Source organism: Nocardiopsis sp. CA-288880, assembly GCF_050955985.1.
Lineage (GTDB): Bacteria > Actinomycetota > Actinomycetes > Streptosporangiales > Streptosporangiaceae > Nocardiopsis > Nocardiopsis tropica.
Map to the genome: position 1 here is coordinate 3,091,194 of NZ_CP192105.1, position 15,594 is coordinate 3,106,787.

The 15,594-nt window shown below is 68.8% G+C and carries 17 protein-coding genes and 1 pseudogene; 6 read left to right on the forward strand and 12 right to left on the reverse strand.

The genetic code is table 11. From position 1 onward, the window contains the following. Positions 1 to 22: 22 nt before the first annotated feature. Positions 23 to 214, reverse strand: coding sequence for a hypothetical protein (locus tag ACQPYD_RS13210; protein WP_433701272.1), 192 nt, complete (start codon positions 212 to 214; stop codon positions 23 to 25). Positions 215 to 530: 316 nt separating this feature from the next. Then, entirely contained in the window at positions 531 to 746 is a 216-nt protein-coding gene (locus ACQPYD_RS13215) for a hypothetical protein (RefSeq protein WP_433701273.1), read from the reverse strand. A gap of 991 nt (positions 747 to 1,737) precedes the next feature. Here ACQPYD_RS13215 and ACQPYD_RS13220 point away from each other — a divergent pair. After that, a complete protein-coding gene (locus tag ACQPYD_RS13220) occupies positions 1,738 to 2,316 on the forward strand; it encodes a 3'-5' exonuclease (protein ID WP_433701274.1) in 579 nt (192 codons plus the stop codon). Between the two features lie 325 nt (positions 2,317 to 2,641). Here the strand turns inward: ACQPYD_RS13220 and ACQPYD_RS13225 are convergent, their stop codons facing one another. Continuing rightward, complete coding sequence (locus ACQPYD_RS13225; RefSeq protein ID WP_433701275.1) at positions 2,642 to 3,469, reverse strand: alpha/beta hydrolase family protein; 828 nt, start codon at positions 3,467 to 3,469, stop codon at positions 2,642 to 2,644. Between the two features lie 687 nt (positions 3,470 to 4,156). Further along, positions 4,157 to 5,122 carry a helix-turn-helix transcriptional regulator gene (locus ACQPYD_RS13230; protein ID WP_433701276.1) on the reverse strand — a complete coding sequence of 322 codons (966 nt, stop codon included), beginning with the start codon at positions 5,120 to 5,122 and terminating at the stop codon, positions 4,157 to 4,159. Positions 5,123 to 5,185: 63 nt separating this feature from the next. Between ACQPYD_RS13230 and ACQPYD_RS13235 the strand changes: the two genes are divergently transcribed. Beyond that, positions 5,186 to 5,572, forward strand: coding sequence for a VOC family protein (locus ACQPYD_RS13235; protein WP_433701277.1), 387 nt, complete (start codon positions 5,186 to 5,188; stop codon positions 5,570 to 5,572). 627 nt (positions 5,573 to 6,199) lie between these two features. Here the strand turns inward: ACQPYD_RS13235 and ACQPYD_RS13240 are convergent. Beyond that, the gene (locus ACQPYD_RS13240; RefSeq protein WP_433701278.1) at positions 6,200 to 7,099 is read right to left on the reverse strand and encodes an alpha/beta fold hydrolase; all 900 of its coding nucleotides are present in this window, start codon (positions 7,097 to 7,099) and stop codon (positions 6,200 to 6,202) included. A 148-nt stretch (positions 7,100 to 7,247) separates the two neighbouring features. Here ACQPYD_RS13240 and ACQPYD_RS13245 point away from each other — a divergent pair, with 148 nt between their 5' ends. Continuing rightward, the gene (locus tag ACQPYD_RS13245; RefSeq protein ID WP_433701279.1) at positions 7,248 to 7,583 is read left to right on the forward strand and encodes a winged helix-turn-helix transcriptional regulator; all 336 of its coding nucleotides are present in this window, start codon (positions 7,248 to 7,250) and stop codon (positions 7,581 to 7,583) included. A gap of 346 nt (positions 7,584 to 7,929) precedes the next feature. Here ACQPYD_RS13245 and ACQPYD_RS13250 read toward each other — a convergent pair whose 3' ends face one another. The 4 genes and pseudogenes from ACQPYD_RS13250 to ACQPYD_RS13265 form a co-directional block, all read right to left on the reverse strand. Continuing rightward, positions 7,930 to 8,211 carry a hypothetical protein gene (locus ACQPYD_RS13250; protein WP_433701280.1) on the reverse strand — a complete coding sequence of 94 codons (282 nt, stop codon included), beginning with the start codon at positions 8,209 to 8,211 and terminating at the stop codon, positions 7,930 to 7,932. A 274-nt stretch (positions 8,212 to 8,485) separates the two neighbouring features. Beyond that, positions 8,486 to 8,650 (reverse strand): annotated as a pseudogene (locus ACQPYD_RS13255) (BldC family transcriptional regulator); the annotation flags it as partial. 241 nt (positions 8,651 to 8,891) lie between these two features. After that, positions 8,892 to 9,119 (reverse strand): hypothetical protein, encoded by a 228-nt coding sequence (locus ACQPYD_RS13260; protein WP_433701281.1) that lies wholly within the window; start codon positions 9,117 to 9,119, stop codon positions 8,892 to 8,894. Then, a complete protein-coding gene (locus ACQPYD_RS13265; RefSeq protein WP_433701282.1) occupies positions 9,116 to 9,610 on the reverse strand; it encodes an ATP-binding protein in 495 nt (164 codons plus the stop codon). The genes ACQPYD_RS13260 and ACQPYD_RS13265 overlap by 4 nt, the downstream gene beginning before the upstream one ends. Positions 9,611 to 9,788: 178 nt before the next feature. On the opposite strand from ACQPYD_RS13265, the gene ACQPYD_RS13270 reads away from it, so the two are divergent. Further along, the gene (locus tag ACQPYD_RS13270; protein WP_433701284.1) at positions 9,789 to 10,616 is read left to right on the forward strand and encodes a Scr1 family TA system antitoxin-like transcriptional regulator; all 828 of its coding nucleotides are present in this window, start codon (positions 9,789 to 9,791) and stop codon (positions 10,614 to 10,616) included. Further along, on the forward strand, positions 10,613 to 10,795 hold the full coding sequence (locus tag ACQPYD_RS13275; RefSeq protein WP_433701285.1) for a DUF397 domain-containing protein: 183 nt from the start codon (positions 10,613 to 10,615) through the stop codon (positions 10,793 to 10,795). The genes ACQPYD_RS13270 and ACQPYD_RS13275 overlap by 4 nt, the downstream gene beginning before the upstream one ends. A 236-nt stretch (positions 10,796 to 11,031) precedes the next feature. Here ACQPYD_RS13275 and ACQPYD_RS13280 read toward each other — a convergent pair whose 3' ends face one another. After that, the gene (locus ACQPYD_RS13280) at positions 11,032 to 12,246 is read right to left on the reverse strand and encodes an rRNA adenine N-6-methyltransferase family protein (RefSeq protein ID WP_433701287.1); all 1,215 of its coding nucleotides are present in this window, start codon (positions 12,244 to 12,246) and stop codon (positions 11,032 to 11,034) included. After that, a complete protein-coding gene (locus ACQPYD_RS13285) occupies positions 12,243 to 12,419 on the reverse strand; it encodes a hypothetical protein (protein ID WP_352982759.1) in 177 nt (58 codons plus the stop codon). The genes ACQPYD_RS13280 and ACQPYD_RS13285 overlap by 4 nt, the downstream gene beginning before the upstream one ends. 219 nt (positions 12,420 to 12,638) lie before the next feature. Here ACQPYD_RS13285 and ACQPYD_RS13290 point away from each other — a divergent pair, with 219 nt between their 5' ends. Further along, positions 12,639 to 13,901, forward strand: coding sequence for a D-arabinono-1,4-lactone oxidase (locus ACQPYD_RS13290; RefSeq protein WP_433701288.1), 1,263 nt, complete (start codon positions 12,639 to 12,641; stop codon positions 13,899 to 13,901). Positions 13,902 to 14,043: 142 nt separating this feature from the next. Here ACQPYD_RS13290 and argG read toward each other — a convergent pair whose 3' ends face one another. Continuing rightward, positions 14,044 to 15,495 carry an argininosuccinate synthase gene (gene argG / locus ACQPYD_RS13295; RefSeq protein WP_433701289.1) on the reverse strand — a complete coding sequence of 484 codons (1,452 nt, stop codon included), beginning with the start codon at positions 15,493 to 15,495 and terminating at the stop codon, positions 14,044 to 14,046. Between the last annotated feature and the right edge of the window lie 99 nt (positions 15,496 to 15,594).

Here is a 15,594-nt window from a genome sequence, read left to right on the forward strand (position 1 = left end):
GCTCGCACCGTTCAGAACGGTGTCAGGTCAGGAAGACCGGAGGATTCTCGCCCCGCAGGCGGTAGTCGGGCCGGGGCCGTTCGAGGCGGATCGATTCCAGCACGGTGTACGCGTGGTACTTGGTCTGGGTGGTGGCTCCTGCCAGCCGTTCCCACCAGAGCCGGCCGTCGCTCGTCTCCTTCTCGAGGACGTGGCGGGTGGTGTAGTTCGCCATGGAGCTGATTCAGTTCTCGGTACCGACGAAGATCCTGTTCCAGCCGGTGCCGGTCACGATGTCGCGGAATTCGAAGGGCCCGTCCTGCGCTTCGAGAACAGCGGCGCGCGCGGAGGTGGTCATACGCCGTGAGCCTGCCGCGAAGCGCCGCGAGGGCCATGGTGACGAGGGACTGAAATCATCAACGACTCCCTGATAGGGGGTGGGCCTCAGGAACCCTTCAGCGGGCCCTAACCTATGGCGGCCGCCCGTGCCCGCAAATCGGTCGCCGTATCCGTCACGGCAGTAATGCACGGTGCCGCGAGGTGCGGTGGCGTCACTGCCGGACGCCGGTCCGGGCGGCTTGTTCGACTCGGGCGATGAGACGGCTGTTGTGTGCGGCGTGCTGGAAACCCGGGGTGTGGTGGGTGCCGTTCGTGATGTCGTGGGCCAGGCTGGCGTAGACCTCGCCGACGTTGATGGAAGCGCCCGTCCAGATGTCGGCGGCGGTGGGTCCCGCGCCGCAGCCCAGCAGGCACGCGAGAGGATCCACCAGACCTCCGGCCAGGCCCGCGAGCGGTCCAGGGCGGGCCGCGAGCGCCAGGAGAGCGCGCCCCCGCGCCCGCCCCGGCGCCGGTCCGCAGGGCCAGGACGCCGCGCCCCGTTCCCCCGCCCTCAGTGCCCCCGCAGTCCTACCGGCACACCCCGCCGGGCCCCACCCGCGGCCGCGGCCCCGGCTACGGCAGGTAGTCTTCCCCGGGCTGTTTGCCTGGTTATCAACGATCTTCCGTGGGATCGGAGTCGGCTGTCTGGAGAACGTCTAAATTATTCGCGGGTTAGTTGGCACTTGGTGACACGCTCCTTACCGACACCCCTAGGGACACACACCGACAGGGCGTATCGGCTCAAAGGAGGAGAGGGGCGGTGGGAGCAGTTGGGAGCTCGCGGGCCGAGGACGGGGCTGTACATTGGGCTCTCGCGCCACCGGGACCGGGATGGTTGCACGCGGCGCGGCCCGGCTCGTCGGAGGAAAACATGCTTACTCGCGACTTGGAACCCCTGAAGGGCGCTATGTCCTCGGTGTTGGTTTTTCGAGAAGTTGGAAAATTGCCTGCTTGCCGCTGGTAAGTTCGCTGGTCGTTCGCTCTGCTCCCCGCGCACGCGGGGATGGACCCAACCGCCACACCCTCACGGTGGGCATGTCGGCTGCTCCCCGCGCACGCGGGGATGGACCCGCCGCCAAGGCCAACCGGGAAGTGCCGGGCTGCTGCTTCCCGCGCATGCGGGGATGCTCCCTGTGCGCGGGCGCACCGAGTACCGACCTCCGATCAACTGCACGATGTCGCCCGCGTGTTGCCCGAGGCTGGTGACCTGAAGGTCGTAGACACCACTGACAGGGCGGCCGTCGTGTCCGGCCTGGCCGCTGAGCAGCCTCGGTACTTCCTCCAGCATGCGCTCGGCTTCCAGGTCCACGACGAGCGTCACCCGCACCACGCCAACCGGCATGGTCGCGCTGACCTTGGATGGAAGGCCCCAACGCGCAAATGACTGACTGGAAGAGCCTCAGCTACGTCGTCGTAGATGTCGAGGGCAACGGCCAGCAACCGCCGGACTTGGTAGAGCTGGCCGCGGTGCCGATCGTCGACGGGATCATCGGAGAGCCGGCGAGCTGGTTGGTTCGCCCGGACCAACCGATCGCCCCGATGGCGAAGCGGATTCACGGCATCAGCAACGACGACGTTGCTGAGAAGCCGGTGTTCAAGGACGTCGTGGTCGACGTGCTACACGCGCTGTCTCACCCCGCCCTGATCGCCCACAACGCGCACGTTGATGTCGGCGTGCTTCAGCGCAAGATGACCGGCTGGGAGCCCCCGGAGGTCTTCGACACGCTCAAGCTCGCTCGGCGCCTGCTGCCTGGCCGCAAGACGTACAAGCTGGGCTCACTGGTCGAGGAATTCGAGCTTGATCACGGCCTGGACGGCGAAGACCAACCGCATCGGGCTAAGTACGACGCCACTGTGACAGCAAGGCTGTTCGTTCATCTCGCAGGCCGGCGGAGCCTCGAAGAACTCAGGAATCAGCCGACAGGGGGTCGCTCCGATGACGAACCCGCTCTTTTCTAGCTCGGACCGCATCGGCTAAGGAAATAACTCAGGGCGCCGGAGTATTTGTGGCTGGCGTTCTCTCCGATGATCTCACCGAGGAAGAATAGATCGCCTTTCTGGCCCGTATCATTGCCCTAGTGTCCTGAGTCGTTAATTCGTGTGCAGTATGCGGCGAGGCTGTCACCTGCTCCCCGCGCACGCGGGGATGGAACGAGACCCGCCTTGGAGCTGTCGTCTCAAGAGCCTGCCCGCGCTCCGTGCGGGCAGGCTTCCGTTTGCGCAGCCTCAACGCGCCTCAGGACAGGGGGTGCCACCAGCCTTGGGAACGCTTACCCACCGCTGCTCACTGCCTCGCGAATCGCCGGACGAACCACCGGGTAAGAACCCCGTCGACCGCCGCCGTCGTGGGCAACTGGGGAGCCGGTTCCAACCCGGGCTCATCGGCCAGCGGGTGGGCCAAGTCCGGCACAGTCGCCAGCTCGATCTCATCCGGACGCGCGTACCGCCCACGAAGTGCCTTGACCAGGGAAAAAGCATCTTCGCGCAATGCCGGGTGGTCGCGCTCGCCGCTGACCAGCAGCAGCGGGGGCTCTCCGCTTAGCTCTCCGGCACGACCGACGAAATCCAAATCGTCGGCCGCTCTGCGGGATTCGGCGGTCCAAACGTAAGGCTGGTCGAGCCCGGTCGCGAGAAGTTCGACCGCCGCCCTCACCCGCACAGCGGGATTGACGAGCGCGACCGCTCCGATCGGCGCCGGCGGGGCTGTGAGCACTTGCAGAGCCACCGCCCCGCCAAGCGATGCACCGAGGATGCCGATCGGCTGGTCGTCGACCGGTAGCTGACGGCGCAGCTCAGCCAGCGCGGCCGGGAACTCCTCTACGGCCTGGTGGACGATCGGTCCGAGGTACGCCAACAGGATGTCTTCGCGAGCGAGTTCGAGGTGTCTGTCGAGACGGCCATCGACCATACGCGGACCGCACAGCGGCATACCCAGGTGGACCCGCCAGGAAGGAACACCGGCCATGGGCAGTGCCGCTGCGAAGGCCGCGTCCGTTCGGGGTGCGTCCAGCATGTGCCAGGTCACGATCAACGGCGCACGGTCGTTGCCCGTCCCGGACGGCGGGAGGGCTGTGAACGGCACGCCTGCGGCTGTACCGGTGATCGCATCCATACACACTCCTACGGCTTTCGGGGGTTACGCCGCCAACCGTACGGGTGTTCTACCGGGTGCGGACGCCCTTTCTGCTGCGGGCAGACCTCCGAGCCTCGACCACGGCCGAGATGCGCGTGGCAGCCGGCCCGGTGGGTCGGTCCCGTTTCCTGCGCACTCGGGAGTGGGCCTGTGTCTCCTCCTGGTAGGTGTGGCTGTGGGTGTCGGATGGAGGTGGTGTGCGGTAGGAAGGAACTACACAGGAACACCGACCGGTGGGCGATATGTCTGTTTCTCAACAACTTGCAGATTCGAGCGGTTGCTGGGGATGAAGGCGCAGGTCAACGAGACTGCTCCCCGCGCACGCGGGGATGGACCCTCGTCCAGGGTGGGGTCGCGCTCGATGAACGTCTGCTCCCCGCGCACGCGGGGATGGACCCCGCCTTTCGGGGTAGGCCGGTATGAGGACAGCACTGCTCCCCGCGCACGCGGGGATGGACCTCCTCTCTGCTCAGGCCGCGAATTTCCGGGGGTCTGCTCCCCGCGCACGCGGGGATGGACCCATCGCCGCCTCCCTCGCCCGCCACCACGCCCCCTGCTCCCCCGCACGCGGGGATGGACCCGTCGACGGCCGATGGGACCTGCGCCTGACCCGCTGCTCCCCGCGCACGCGGGGATGGACCCAGGGCGTGTGGTGGCGCACGCAGCTCAGGGAAGCCGCCCGTCCATGTTGTCCTCGACCAGCTCGCGAGCGCGGCGAACCAGGGCTTCCCGCACCTCGTCCGGTGCAAGCACACGCAGCGGGGTGGCCAGGCCGAGCAGGTACCCGGCGAGGCCGTTCGCGTCGGGTCCACCGATATCGACGACGGTGGCTTCGGGGCCCTCCGGACGGTGGGTGCCAACCGTCGGAGGGATCAGCTGGAGCGCCTGTTCCATCGGCAGCGGGAGGCGGATTCTCGCATAGAGCGGATACCTACCGCCCGCCAGCGAATCGGAGACGAGCAGCGCCGGGTCCGGTGGATCGACGAGTTCCACCGCGTGTCCCGTGGGTCGTACGCGCTCGACCCTGTCGGCGCGGAACGTTCGCCACTCGTTGCGCGCCACGTCGCGGGCGACGAAGTACCAGTGTCGACCCGTGTGCACTAGGCGGTAGGGATCGGCGTCCCGGTCCGTCGCCTGCCCCTCGCGGTCACGGTAGGACAGGCGGACACGTTCACCTCCGCGGCAGGCGGCGACCAGTTCCAGCAGCATGCCCGGCGCGATCTGCGGCCGATCGGGTCTGGTCGTGTGCACGAAGGCCGAGTCCATCTCACCGAGTCGGCTCGCGACCCGCGACGGCAGGGCCTGGCGCAGCTTCAACAGGGCTGACAACGCGGCCTGGTCGCTACCGAGAACACCGCTGAGCGCGGCCTCGCGCAGGCCGACGGCGACGGCCAGCGCCTCCTCGTCGTCGAGGACCAGCGGTGGTATCCGGGTACCGCCGCCGAGACTGTAACCGCCCCACGGTCCGGGATCGGACTCGATTCCGTAGCCGAGTTCCCTGAGCCTGGCGACGTCGCGCCGAACGGTGCGCTCGTTGACCGCCATGCGTTCGGCCAGTTCGCGGCAGGTCCACGACGGTTGTGCGGACAGCAGGGAAAGCAGATGGAGGAGACGGGCGGATGTGCTGATCACGTCCTGAAGTCTCTCCCACGACCAGGACCGAACCTGTCCTGGTCGCGTTCTAACGTGCTGCCCATGAGCACTGAAACCACGCCGCTGCCCTCGATGCGCTACACGGCCGTCACCTTCGACTGCCCCGACCCCGCCGAACTGGCCCGCTTCTACGGCAAAGCCCTCGACCTGCCCGTGGCCTACTCCAGCGACGACTTCATCCTGCTCGGTCAGGAGGGGGCGCCTGGGCTGGGCTTCTCCCGGCTGCCGGGTTACCAACGGCCCACCTGGCCGGACCCCGCCCGGGAGAAGCGGGCGCACATCGAGCTGGGCGTCGACGATCTGGACGCCGCCCAGGCCGGGCTTCTGGCCCTGGGCGCGACCGAACCTTCGAGTCAGCCCGAGCCCGACCGGTGGAGGGTTCTGCTCGACCCCGCCGGACATCCTTTCTGCATCTCCACCCTGGTCTGAATGCCGTTCACCCTCGATGGAGTTCGGAAAAGGGACCAGGCCAAAGAGCCATAGAACCCATCAGGTGTGCAGGAGGTCAGTCGGGAATCCCCACCTTTGAGGCCGAAGAAGGTTCGGCATGACGGTGGTCGGATGAGAATGACGCTTACTATGCTTCTATGGCGTCAAATTCTGCTATGTCCTCAGTGTCGGTTTCTTGAGAAGTTGGAAAATCGGCTGCTTGCCGCTGGTAAGTTCGCTGGTGATCTGCTGTGCTCCCCGCGCACGCGGGGATGGACCCGAGTCGGGTGTGCGGGTCATGGCGGCGCCGGGGTGCTCCCCGCGCACGCGGGGATGGACCCCATGAGCCCTGAGACCACCACCACGGCTACGGTGCTCCCCGCGCACGCGGGGATGGACCCTCAAGGCTGATGTAGTAGTGGAGGCCGCCCCTGGTGCTCCCCGCGCACGCGGGGATGGTCCCATATCAGAGGACGTCTTCAATTCTGGCGGGCCAGGCGAGGCCGAAGATGTCCTCATCGAGCTGTAGGAGTGTCCGCATTACCACCCGTGGCTCAGGCTGCTGGGGCGTACCCCTACTCCGGCGGGATACCGGAGTAGAGGTACGCGATGCCGTTGTCCGGCGGTTCAGCTCCTCTTGTCGAGGAAGCGGAGCACGAGTTCGTTGTACCGGTCGGGCTGTTCGGCCGGGACGATGTGTCCGGCTCCCTCGACGAAGGCGGCCTCGGAGTCCTTGTTGCTCTCGGCGAGGGCTGTGCCGATGGAGGCCAGGGTCTCCTGGTCCAGCACGACGCTCTTGTCTTCGGTGCCGTGCAGGTACAGGGTCGGCTGGCTGGGCAGGGCGCCCCAGAGACGACCGTGTTCGGCCGCCCACTCCGGCGTGCCCATCTGCTGGGTGCCGAAGTTGGTGCGGTAGAGGTCCAGGGCGGCACGGAGCCGGGCGGGCTCGCCCAGGGCCTTGCGCATCCCGTCGATCTCCTGGGTGGCGTCGAATCCGGGGGCCGTCCACTTGTCCTGCAAACCCTGGCGCAGCCAGGCCATGTCATCGGCGGCCAGGACCTCGGTGGCCATGTCCATCTGGATGAACCAGAAGTGGTTCAGGTTCTCGATGCCCTCGAAGGTGTTGGCATAGGCGGCGAAGAACCGCAGAGGCGGGACGTCGCTGACCACCACCCGCGACCACCGCTCGGGTGCCGTGACGGCGGCGGACCAGGCCATGCCCCCGCCCCAGTCGTGCCCGACCAGGATCGCTTCACTGTCACCGCCCAACTCCTGGTGCAGGGCGTTGACGTCGTCGACGAGGTCGCTGAGGAGCATGCTGCCGTCGGCCGGGAGTGCAGTGGGGGCGAAGGCGCGCATGTTGGGCGCGACGGCCCGGTAGCCGGCCGCGGCCAGTGCCGGAATCAGATGGCGGTAGGTGACATCTCCGGACTCGGGGAAACCGTGCAGCAGCAGGGCCAGCGGTCCTTCCCCCTCCTCGACGTAGGAGAAGTCGATGCCGTTGGCGGTGATGCGCCCGTTGTTCACGTGGACTCCGTGCTTGTGAAGTGATGTGTGGCGCTGCGGGATGGGCCCCTCCCGCAGCAATTCCGATCGTGCTTGTTTGCTGCACTTCCTACAAGTACCTACTATTTTTTCGGGTACCTACCTTTTTTTCAGTATGGGGGAGTGCGGAGTGAAGAAGCGAAGCTACTCGTGCGGGCTCGATGCCGCCGTGGACGTGGTGGGCGGCAAGTGGAAGGCGCTGATCCTGTGGGCTCTGCACGACGGTCCGAAGCGTTTCGGTGAGCTGAGGCGGGGCGTGCCCGGCATCAGTGAGAAGTCGCTGATCATCCAGTTGCGCGAGATGGAACACTACGGCCTGGTGCACCGGGAGGTGTATCCCCAGGTCCCGCCCAAGGTGGAGTACTCGCTGACCGACCTCGGCACCTCGCTCAACCAAGCCCTCATCCCGTTGGGCGAGTGGGGTGAGAAGCACAGGAAGACCATCGAGGCCATTCCTGCGGCCTGAGTCAAGGCCGCACCCCGGCTCAGGGTCGCGCTCGACCACATCCAGGCGCATCCGGACACGGCCGGAGCGTCGGCGCCGTGGGCCCGTCCGAGGCCGGTCTGGCCATGGACACCGCCGAGGTCGGGTTCGCTGTCGACCAGGCCGTTCGGATCGGTCTCCCGCCTGAACACACCCCACCCGCGATTGCCGAGGAGAGCGCGGACCAGTGCCATGTCCGTGTTCGCATCCATTGGCAAGTTGGTGCTCGATCCACCGGCATTCCCGTGCGTGCCAACTGCCAACATGAAGGCCACGGTGGACCCTCCGCGTTCCCGCGCACGCGGGGATGGGCCTGTACGGGTCCGGTTCATGGGGCCATGCGGCGGCACCATTGGCGGACCGCCACCCCCAGGTAGGCGGTGTCCTGGGCCTCGACCCGTCTGCGGGCGGCTTCCAGTCGGGCCTGGGCGGCGTCGAACTGCTGCTGGGCGGCGATCTGTTCCAGGCGGGCCAGACCGGCGGCGGCGTCCGCGGCGGACCGTTCCCGCTCCTGCATGACGCGGGACGCGAGGCGTTCGGCGTGCTCGGTGTAGCGGGGGACGAGCGGGGTCCCGTCGCTGGCGTGCGGGGGCCTGGATCGGGCGGTCACCGGTTTCCTCCTTCTACGGGCCGGGCTCGGCGCGGGCCTTCGTGGTGCGCCGGACCCCTCGGGGCGGGGGTCCGGCGCGAACCACGGTCGCCCCGGGGACATGCTGTCCACGGCCCGTCCGGACGGTTCAGGGCTGCGGTCAGGACTTCCCGGCGCGCAGGGTCTCGATGAGGGTCGCGACGTGTCCGGCGTCGCCCATCGCTCCGACTTCGAGGGCGAGGGCGTGGACTGCTTCCAGAGCGCGGACGACCTCGGTGCTGCCCGTTCCGGCGTTCAGCACGTGGGTGATCTGCGACCTGGGGTAGCGGCGGTGTCCGCCCAGGGTTTTGACCGAGGCCAGTCGGCCGTCCTTTTCCCAGCGGGTGACGGTCTTGGGGTCCACGCGGAAGAGGCGGGCGACCTCTCCGGGGGTGAGCAGGGCCTCGGCGTTCTCGACCAGGTCGGGCAGGGGTCCGGTGGGCACGGTGGTTCTCCGTCAGCGTGTGTCGTCGGTTGTCGGGCGTGTACGGGTGGGTGGTCGATGGTGGGTGGGGGTCGGGTCCGGTCCGGGGAAGTACGACCGGACCCGAGTGGGTGGGGCGGGGCCGCCGGCCCCCCTTTTCGGCGGCGGTCCCGCGGCCCGGCGCGAACGCACCGGGCGGGGAACCTCCGGACGGAACGGTGCCGCCCGGAGGAGGTTCTCAGGGGGAGCCGCCGGAGGCGACCGTACGGGTCACGTGCCGCATCTGTCGGGAGAGCCGGTCGGGGTTGGCGTAGCGCAGCGGCGCCACCGTGGCGGGGCCGAGGAAGAACGCCACCCACACGCGCAGGGAGTACGACCACATCACCCACCAGCCCGGGTGGTGGTAGGTGAGCGATGCGGCCACCTGCCGGTACTCGCGGTCCAGCTCCGGTGTCCACCCGCTCACGGGTTCTCCACCTTCGCGCGGATCGTCAGCGGTCCCGACCCTGCCCCGGGGATCACCCAGTCCCACTCCCAGTACACGGCGATCTGGTCCACTAGATGCAGGCCCGGGAGGGGCGCGAGGCGGGGGTCACCCAACCGGGGGTAGGGGATGACGGAGTCCGGGCGGGGGCCGCGGTCGGTGACCGCGATGGTGATGAGGAACGGGTTGACGTCGAGGACCACCCGCACGGTTCCGCCGGGGTCCCCGCTGAGTGTGTGCTGGTGGGCGTTCGAGGCGAGCGCTTCGGCCACCAGCGAGACCGGTTTCGCGGCCCTCTGGGGGGTCATGGCCCGCACCCACTTGGCCAGGGCGGTGTAGTCGCGCTCGTGGCCGAGGACGATGCCGTGCCGGTGGGGCTCGGAGAACGCGATGCGGTGCGGGTACGGGACACCGGCGGGCTCGGGTTCGGGGTCTGCGTCTGTTTTTGGTGCGGTGGTACCGATAGGCTTCATTTGCTTCACCTCATGTCTTTTCGTGACAGGTGGGGCATTTGCCTCGGGGGTCGTTGCGAGCGGCCGCCGGGGCCTTTTCATGTCCCAGACCTTGCCAATCCCAGACGCCGTGGGTCTATGCTTATCGCTGGACTCGGTCTTAGAACCTTGCAAAGCGGTGAAGACAGATAATTGGTCGGTGATTCGATTGAGGGTCGATGGTGAGGACGGCGAGGCGCGCTCTCGTTTCGGGAAGCTGCTCAAGAAAACCCGTGGTCTAGCGGGTCTCACGCAACAGAAGCTTGCCGCTGTATCCCTGGTCGGGCAAAGCACTATCAGCGATTTGGAGCTCGGCAAGAAAGGGACGCGCAGGGACCAAGTGGTGCGCCTTGATGCTGCTCTCAAGGCCAACGGGGTTCTGCTGGGTGCCTGGGACGCTGCGTTCTCCGGGGTTGGGATGACGTCGTACTTCCGCGAGGTTGCTGAGGCGGAGCAAGCCGCCACAACCTTTCGGGACTACTCCCTCGGCCTGGTTCCAGGAATCTTCCAGGTCGAGGAGTACGTGAGGGCCATCAGCGAGATCGCTGAGCCCGATGCCACATCGGAAGCGATCGACCAGATCGTCGATGCGCGAAAGCAACGTCAGCTCATCCTGGACCGGCCACACCCACCGAAGATCACCGCTCTCTTGGACGAGGTGGTCCTAGTTCGCCGCTTTCGGAACCCCGAAGTGAGGCCCAAGCAGATCGATCACCTGCTGGAACTGTCATATCGCTCACGGGTGGACATACAGATAATCCCGAGTGAGGCAGAGGGGCACGCTGGACTGGGTGGTTCGTTCACCGTGATGGACGTGCCTGGCAACGGCTCGTTCGTCTACGTGGAGAGCCAGCAGACAGGTGTATCGCTGAAGCAACCGGAGATTGTGGCACGCTATGACCGAACCTTCGCGGAGCTGAGGAGCGCCGCTCTGCCGATTACGGCGTCGCGGTCCAAGATGGAAGAGATACGAGGCAACATCCGATGATGAGTCAGGTCTGGAAGAAGTCCAGCTACAGCAACGGGTCCGGTGGTCAGTGCGTGGAGGCACGAATTATGCCTGGTCAGAGGGCTGCTGTTCGTGACACCCAGAACCGGGAGTCGGGTCACCTTGCTGTACCTGCCCCTGAGTGGACTGCTCTCGTGAATGCGGTGCGCGGCCGGTAACACCCCCGCGCACGCGAAGAGCCGCACCCCGTCAATGTTGGTGACGGGGTGCGGCTCTCGTGTTCAGCGGGTTCAGGTTACCCCGGGTGCGCGACACACCACGAGGACCAAAGACCCCACCGCAGTCCCGCTCCAAACCGGGCCACCGGGTGGGGGAGTCTCGCGGACGTTGGTGCCGGTATGCCACCCGAACCCCGGACTCACCTCAGGGAACAGCGGACACACTGCCCGAACGGCTACCCCACCGTGGCAGCCGAGCCCAGCGGCCGTAGAACCCCGGCCGGGGAACCCGCCCACAGGTGTGTGCCGTGCTTGTCAACGGTCACCCCCAGCTGCTCCCGGCCCGGCCGACCCGCCCGCTGCCACTCCTCCCACGCCGCGCCGACCTCCGCCCACAGGTCCCGGCCCCCGGCGCGTTCGGTGGCGTAGGGGCCGCCGACCGGTGTGTACTCGCCCAGCGCCCATGACCTGTCCGGGGTGGCCACGTACACGGACGCCTCGCCCGCGCACTCGGGCCGCTCCTCCGACGCCTCGTAGACGGCGTACCGCAGGTCGGGCACCAGGTGTCCGAGAACGAGTTGCCATCCGGGGTGCTCGTAGGCGACCAGGCGGGGGTTCACGGTGGTGGTTCCGGTCTGCTTGCCGGGGTCCTCCTCGTCCACCAGGTCCCGGAGACGGCGGCTGTCGGAACGCTGGGAGCGCAACACCATGAACGGGGCCCCGCCGACGATCCGCCCGTGCGCGGTGTCGTCCTCCCCGACCTCCAGTCGCACCAGCACCCCGGGGCGGGTCCCCACCTCCCAGGGGGTCACGATCACCCCGCCCGGCCACGTCTGCCCCACCCAGGCGTGGGGGATGGACCCGCGGGCCGCCACGGTGGAGATCACCCGGTGGAAGCGGTCCGCGCCGAGATCGGTTTCCAGGCGCTCGGCGCCGTCCTCGTCCAGCACGGTCGGCCGGTAACCGGCGCGGTCGAGGTTGTCGACGGCGACCCGGGCGAGCTCTGGGTCGATCTCGGCGGACACCACCGCCTTCTCCCCGAGCGCGTGACAGAGCAGAGCGGTGTTGTAGCCGCTCCCCGTGCCGATCTCCAACACCCGGTGCCCCTCGGCGGCGTCGAGCTGTTGGAGCATGTCCACGACCAGCGACGGTTGGCTGAGGCTGGAGGTCCGCAACCTGCCCCACCCGGGTTCGCCGTTCGGGCCCCCGGCCGGGTTGCCGTCGTCCACCTGGGTCGCGAGCGCGTAGTCCTCATGCGCCCAACGGGCGTGGTCGGGGTCCTCGCGGCTGACCGGCATGTAGTAGCCGGGGTGGTCGGTGGAGGTGACCCACACGGTGTCGGGGATGAACCCGGCCCGGTCCACCGCGAGGATCGCCCGGTGCCACTGGGGGTCGATGATGTGGCCCGCGATGGTGAGGGCGCGGGCCAGACGGGCGCCGGGTGTGGTCACCGGTTGGGGTCCTTGCCGTCGCCGGACTGGGTGGGGAGGGGTTCGCTTCCGTGCTTCTTGGGGTCTTGGCCGTCGCCGCTGGCAGAGCCGCCTTTGCCGGTGTTGGTGCTGTCGGGTTTGCCGTGATCTCCCACGTGGTCCTCCAAAGGGTCGAGGGCTGTCACCACGGGCACAGTAACCCACCGTCCGGTCACTGTGAGTGGTTTCGGCTGGAAGTGGCCACCCCGCGCAATCCACCGTCCCAACGCGCGACATGGGGGGAGCGGGACACACGGTCGCCCCGGCGGGGCCCGCATCCACGCGGATCCCGGACTCACGGACCCCGGCCGCTCCCGCGACCCGGGCCACGGGGGAAGATGCACGGGCGTCCCCCCGGCGGTCAAGGAGGCCCCATGTCCACCACACCACCACCCCCGCCCCTCAGGAACTGGGCCGGGAACGTCGCCTTCTCCCACACGGCGGTGCACCGGCCCTCGACCCTGGACGAACTGCGCCGCCTCGTCCGCGACAGCCCCAGGATCCGGGCCCTCGGCAGCGGCCACTCCTTCAGCAGGGTGGCCGACTCCGACCACGAGCTGGTCCGCCTCGACGGCCTTCCGCCGGACATCGTCCTCGACCCCGGGGCGGGGACCGTGGCGGTGTCCGCCGGCACGAGTTACGTCGACCTCTCCGCCGCCCTGCACCGGGACGGGTTCGCCCTCGCGAACATGGCCTCCCTGCCGCACATCTCCGTCGCCGGGGCGTGCGCCACCGGCACCCACGGCTCCGGGGACGGCCGGCGCTGCCTCGCCGCCTCCGTGCGGGCCGTGCAGATGGTCGGACCGGAGGGCGACCTCGTGGAGCTGTCCCGCGACACCGACCCCGACACGTTCCCCGGCGCGGTGGTCTCCCTCGGTGCGCTCGGCGTCGTCACCCGGCTCACCCTGGACGTCGAGCCCGCCTTCGAGGTCGCCCAGCGCGTCCACCTCGACGTGCCCCTGGACGCGGTGGCCGAGCGGTTCGACGCGGTGTTCGGCGCCGCGTACAGCGTGAGCGCGTTCACCGACTGGGCCCGGGGCGCCGCCGACGTGTGGCTCAAGCACCGGACCGACCTGCCCGAGCGCCCGTGGGAGGGCGGACGGCCGGCGGATGGACCGGTGCACCCCGTGCCGGGCATGTCGGCGGAGTCCTGCACCGTGCAGCTGGGGGTCTCCGGGCCCTGGCACGAGCGGCTGCCGCACTTCCGGCCCGACGTGACGCCGAGCGCGGGCGACGAGCTCCAGTCGGAGCTGTACCTGCCACGGGAGCAGGCGGCGCGGGCCTTCGCCGCCCTGCGCGGCATCGGGCACAAGGTGGCCCCGCTTCTGCACGTGTCGGAGGTGCGCACGGTGCGCGGGGACGACCTGTGGCTGAGCCCCGCATACGGCCGCGACTCCGTCACGTTCCACTTCACCTGGGTCAGCGACGCGGAGGCGGTGGTGGCCGTCCTGGCCGAGGTGGAGGCACTCCTGGCGCCCCTGGGCGCCCGGCCGCACTGGGGGAAGCTCACCACGCTCTCGGCCGGGGACATCGTCGCGGGGTACGAGCGCGCGGACGACTTCGCCCGCCTGGCGCGGAGCATGGACCCCCTCGGCACGTTCCGCAACGCCTTCACCGACGCGCTGTTCCCCCGGTGACGACCGCGGGCGGCCCTTCGGTACCGAGCCTCGGTACCGAAGGGCCGCCCGTCGTCGCGGGAGGGCCGGGGGACCGGTCCCTCCGGACCCGCCGCCGTCCGCACCGGCCCCCGGAAGGCGGTGCGGGCGGCGGGAGCGGGCCTCAGTCCGTGCCGGACTCCATGGCGACGTGGTCGAGCCAGTCCTCGTCGGCGGCCTGGCCGCGGGAGGCGATCGCCTCGGCGCCGCCCTCGGGCATCGCGCCGATCAGGCCGGTCGCCGCCGCCTGGGCGGCGCCGATCGAGGTGGGGTGGGCGCCCCCGCTGCCGACCATGCCGATCCTGGCGTAGTCCTCCAGCTTGGCCCGCGAGTCGGCGATGTCGAGGTTGCGCATGGTGAGCTGGCCGATGCGGTCGCCGGGACCGAACGCGGAGTCCTCCGTGCGCTCCATGGACAGCTTGTCCGGGTGGTAGCTGAACGACGGTCCGGTGGTGTCCAGGATCGAGTAGTCCTCACCGCGGCGCAGTCGCAGGGTCACCTCGCCGGTGACGGCGGTGCCCACCCAGCGCTGGAGCGACTCGCGCACCATCAGCGCCTGCGGCTCCAGCCAGCGGCCCTCGTACATCAGCCGGCCGAGGCGGCGGCCGTCGTTGTGGTAGCTGGCGAGGGTGTCCTCGTTGTGGATGGCGTTGACCAGGCGCTCGTAGGCGGCGTGCAGGAGGGCCATGCCCGGGGCCTCGTAGATGCCCCGGCTCTTGGCCTCGATGACCCGGTTCTCGATCTGGTCGGACATGCCCAGGCCGTGCCGGCCGCCGATGGCGTTGGCCTCCAGCACCAGGTCCACGGCGGTGTCGAACCTGCGGCCGTCGATGGTCACCGGCCGGCCCTGCTCGAAGCCGATCGTGACGTCCTCGGGGGCGATCTCCACCTCGGGGTCCCAGAACCGGACGCCCATGATGGGGTCGACGATCTCGATGCCGGTGTCGAGGTGCTCGAGGGACTTGGCCTCGTGGGTGGCGCCCCAGATGTTGGCGTCGGTGGAGTAGGCCTTCTCGGTGCTGTCCCGGTAGGGCAGGTCGCGCTCGGCCAGCCACTCGGACATCTCCTTGCGCCCGCCGAGCTCGTTGACGAAGTCGGCGTCGAGCCACGGCTTGTAGATGCGCAGGGAGGGGTTGGCGAGCAGGCCGTAGCGGTAGAACCGCTCGATGTCGTTGCCCTTGTAGGTGGAGCCGTCGCCCCAGATCTGCACGCCGTCGTCGAGCATGGCGCGGACCAGGAGGGTGCCGGTGACGGCGCGGCCGAGCGGGGTGGTGTTGAAGTAGGGGCGCCCGCCGGACCTGATGTGGAACGCGCCGCAGGCCAGGGCGGCGAGCCCTTCCTCGACCAGTGCGGCGCGGCCGTCGACCAGCCGGGCGACCTCCGCGCCGTAGGCGTTGGCGCGGCCGGGCACCGAGGCGATGTCGGGCTCGTCGTACTGGCCGATGTCGGCGGTGTACGTGCAGGGAACCGCGCCCTTTTCGCGCATCCACGCGACGGCCACGGACGTGTCGAGGCCCCCCGAGAAGGCGATTCCGACACGTTCGCCGACAGGAAGGGAAGTGAGTACCTTGGACATGAAAATAAGTATGCAGAAAAATGAATGAACATGCAATCTGGGGCGGTGTCGGCGCCCTGGATGTGGCCGTTCTCATCCCCGGGGGCCGCGCCCCGGCGC

What these genes read in the sequence shown, in the direction of transcription:
- ACQPYD_RS13220 (WP_433701274.1), top strand. Translation starts at nt 1,738, where the DNA reads ATGACTGACTGGAAGAGCCTCAGCTACGTCGTCGTAGATGTCGAGGGC.
- ACQPYD_RS13235 (WP_433701277.1), top strand. Translation starts at nt 5,186, where the DNA reads ATGAGCACTGAAACCACGCCGCTGCCCTCGATGCGCTACACGGCCGTC.
- argG (WP_433701289.1), bottom strand. Translation starts at nt 15,495, where the DNA reads ATGTCCAAGGTACTCACTTCCCTTCCTGTCGGCGAACGTGTCGGAATC.
- ACQPYD_RS13265 (WP_433701282.1), bottom strand. Translation starts at nt 9,610, where the DNA reads ATGAAGCCTATCGGTACCACCGCACCAAAAACAGACGCAGACCCCGAA.
- ACQPYD_RS13225 (WP_433701275.1), bottom strand. Translation starts at nt 3,469, where the DNA reads ATGGATGCGATCACCGGTACAGCCGCAGGCGTGCCGTTCACAGCCCTC.
- ACQPYD_RS13290 (WP_433701288.1), top strand. Translation starts at nt 12,639, where the DNA reads ATGTCCACCACACCACCACCCCCGCCCCTCAGGAACTGGGCCGGGAAC.
- ACQPYD_RS13210 (WP_433701272.1), bottom strand. Translation starts at nt 214, where the DNA reads ATGGCGAACTACACCACCCGCCACGTCCTCGAGAAGGAGACGAGCGAC.
- ACQPYD_RS13275 (WP_433701285.1), top strand. Translation starts at nt 10,613, where the DNA reads ATGATGAGTCAGGTCTGGAAGAAGTCCAGCTACAGCAACGGGTCCGGT.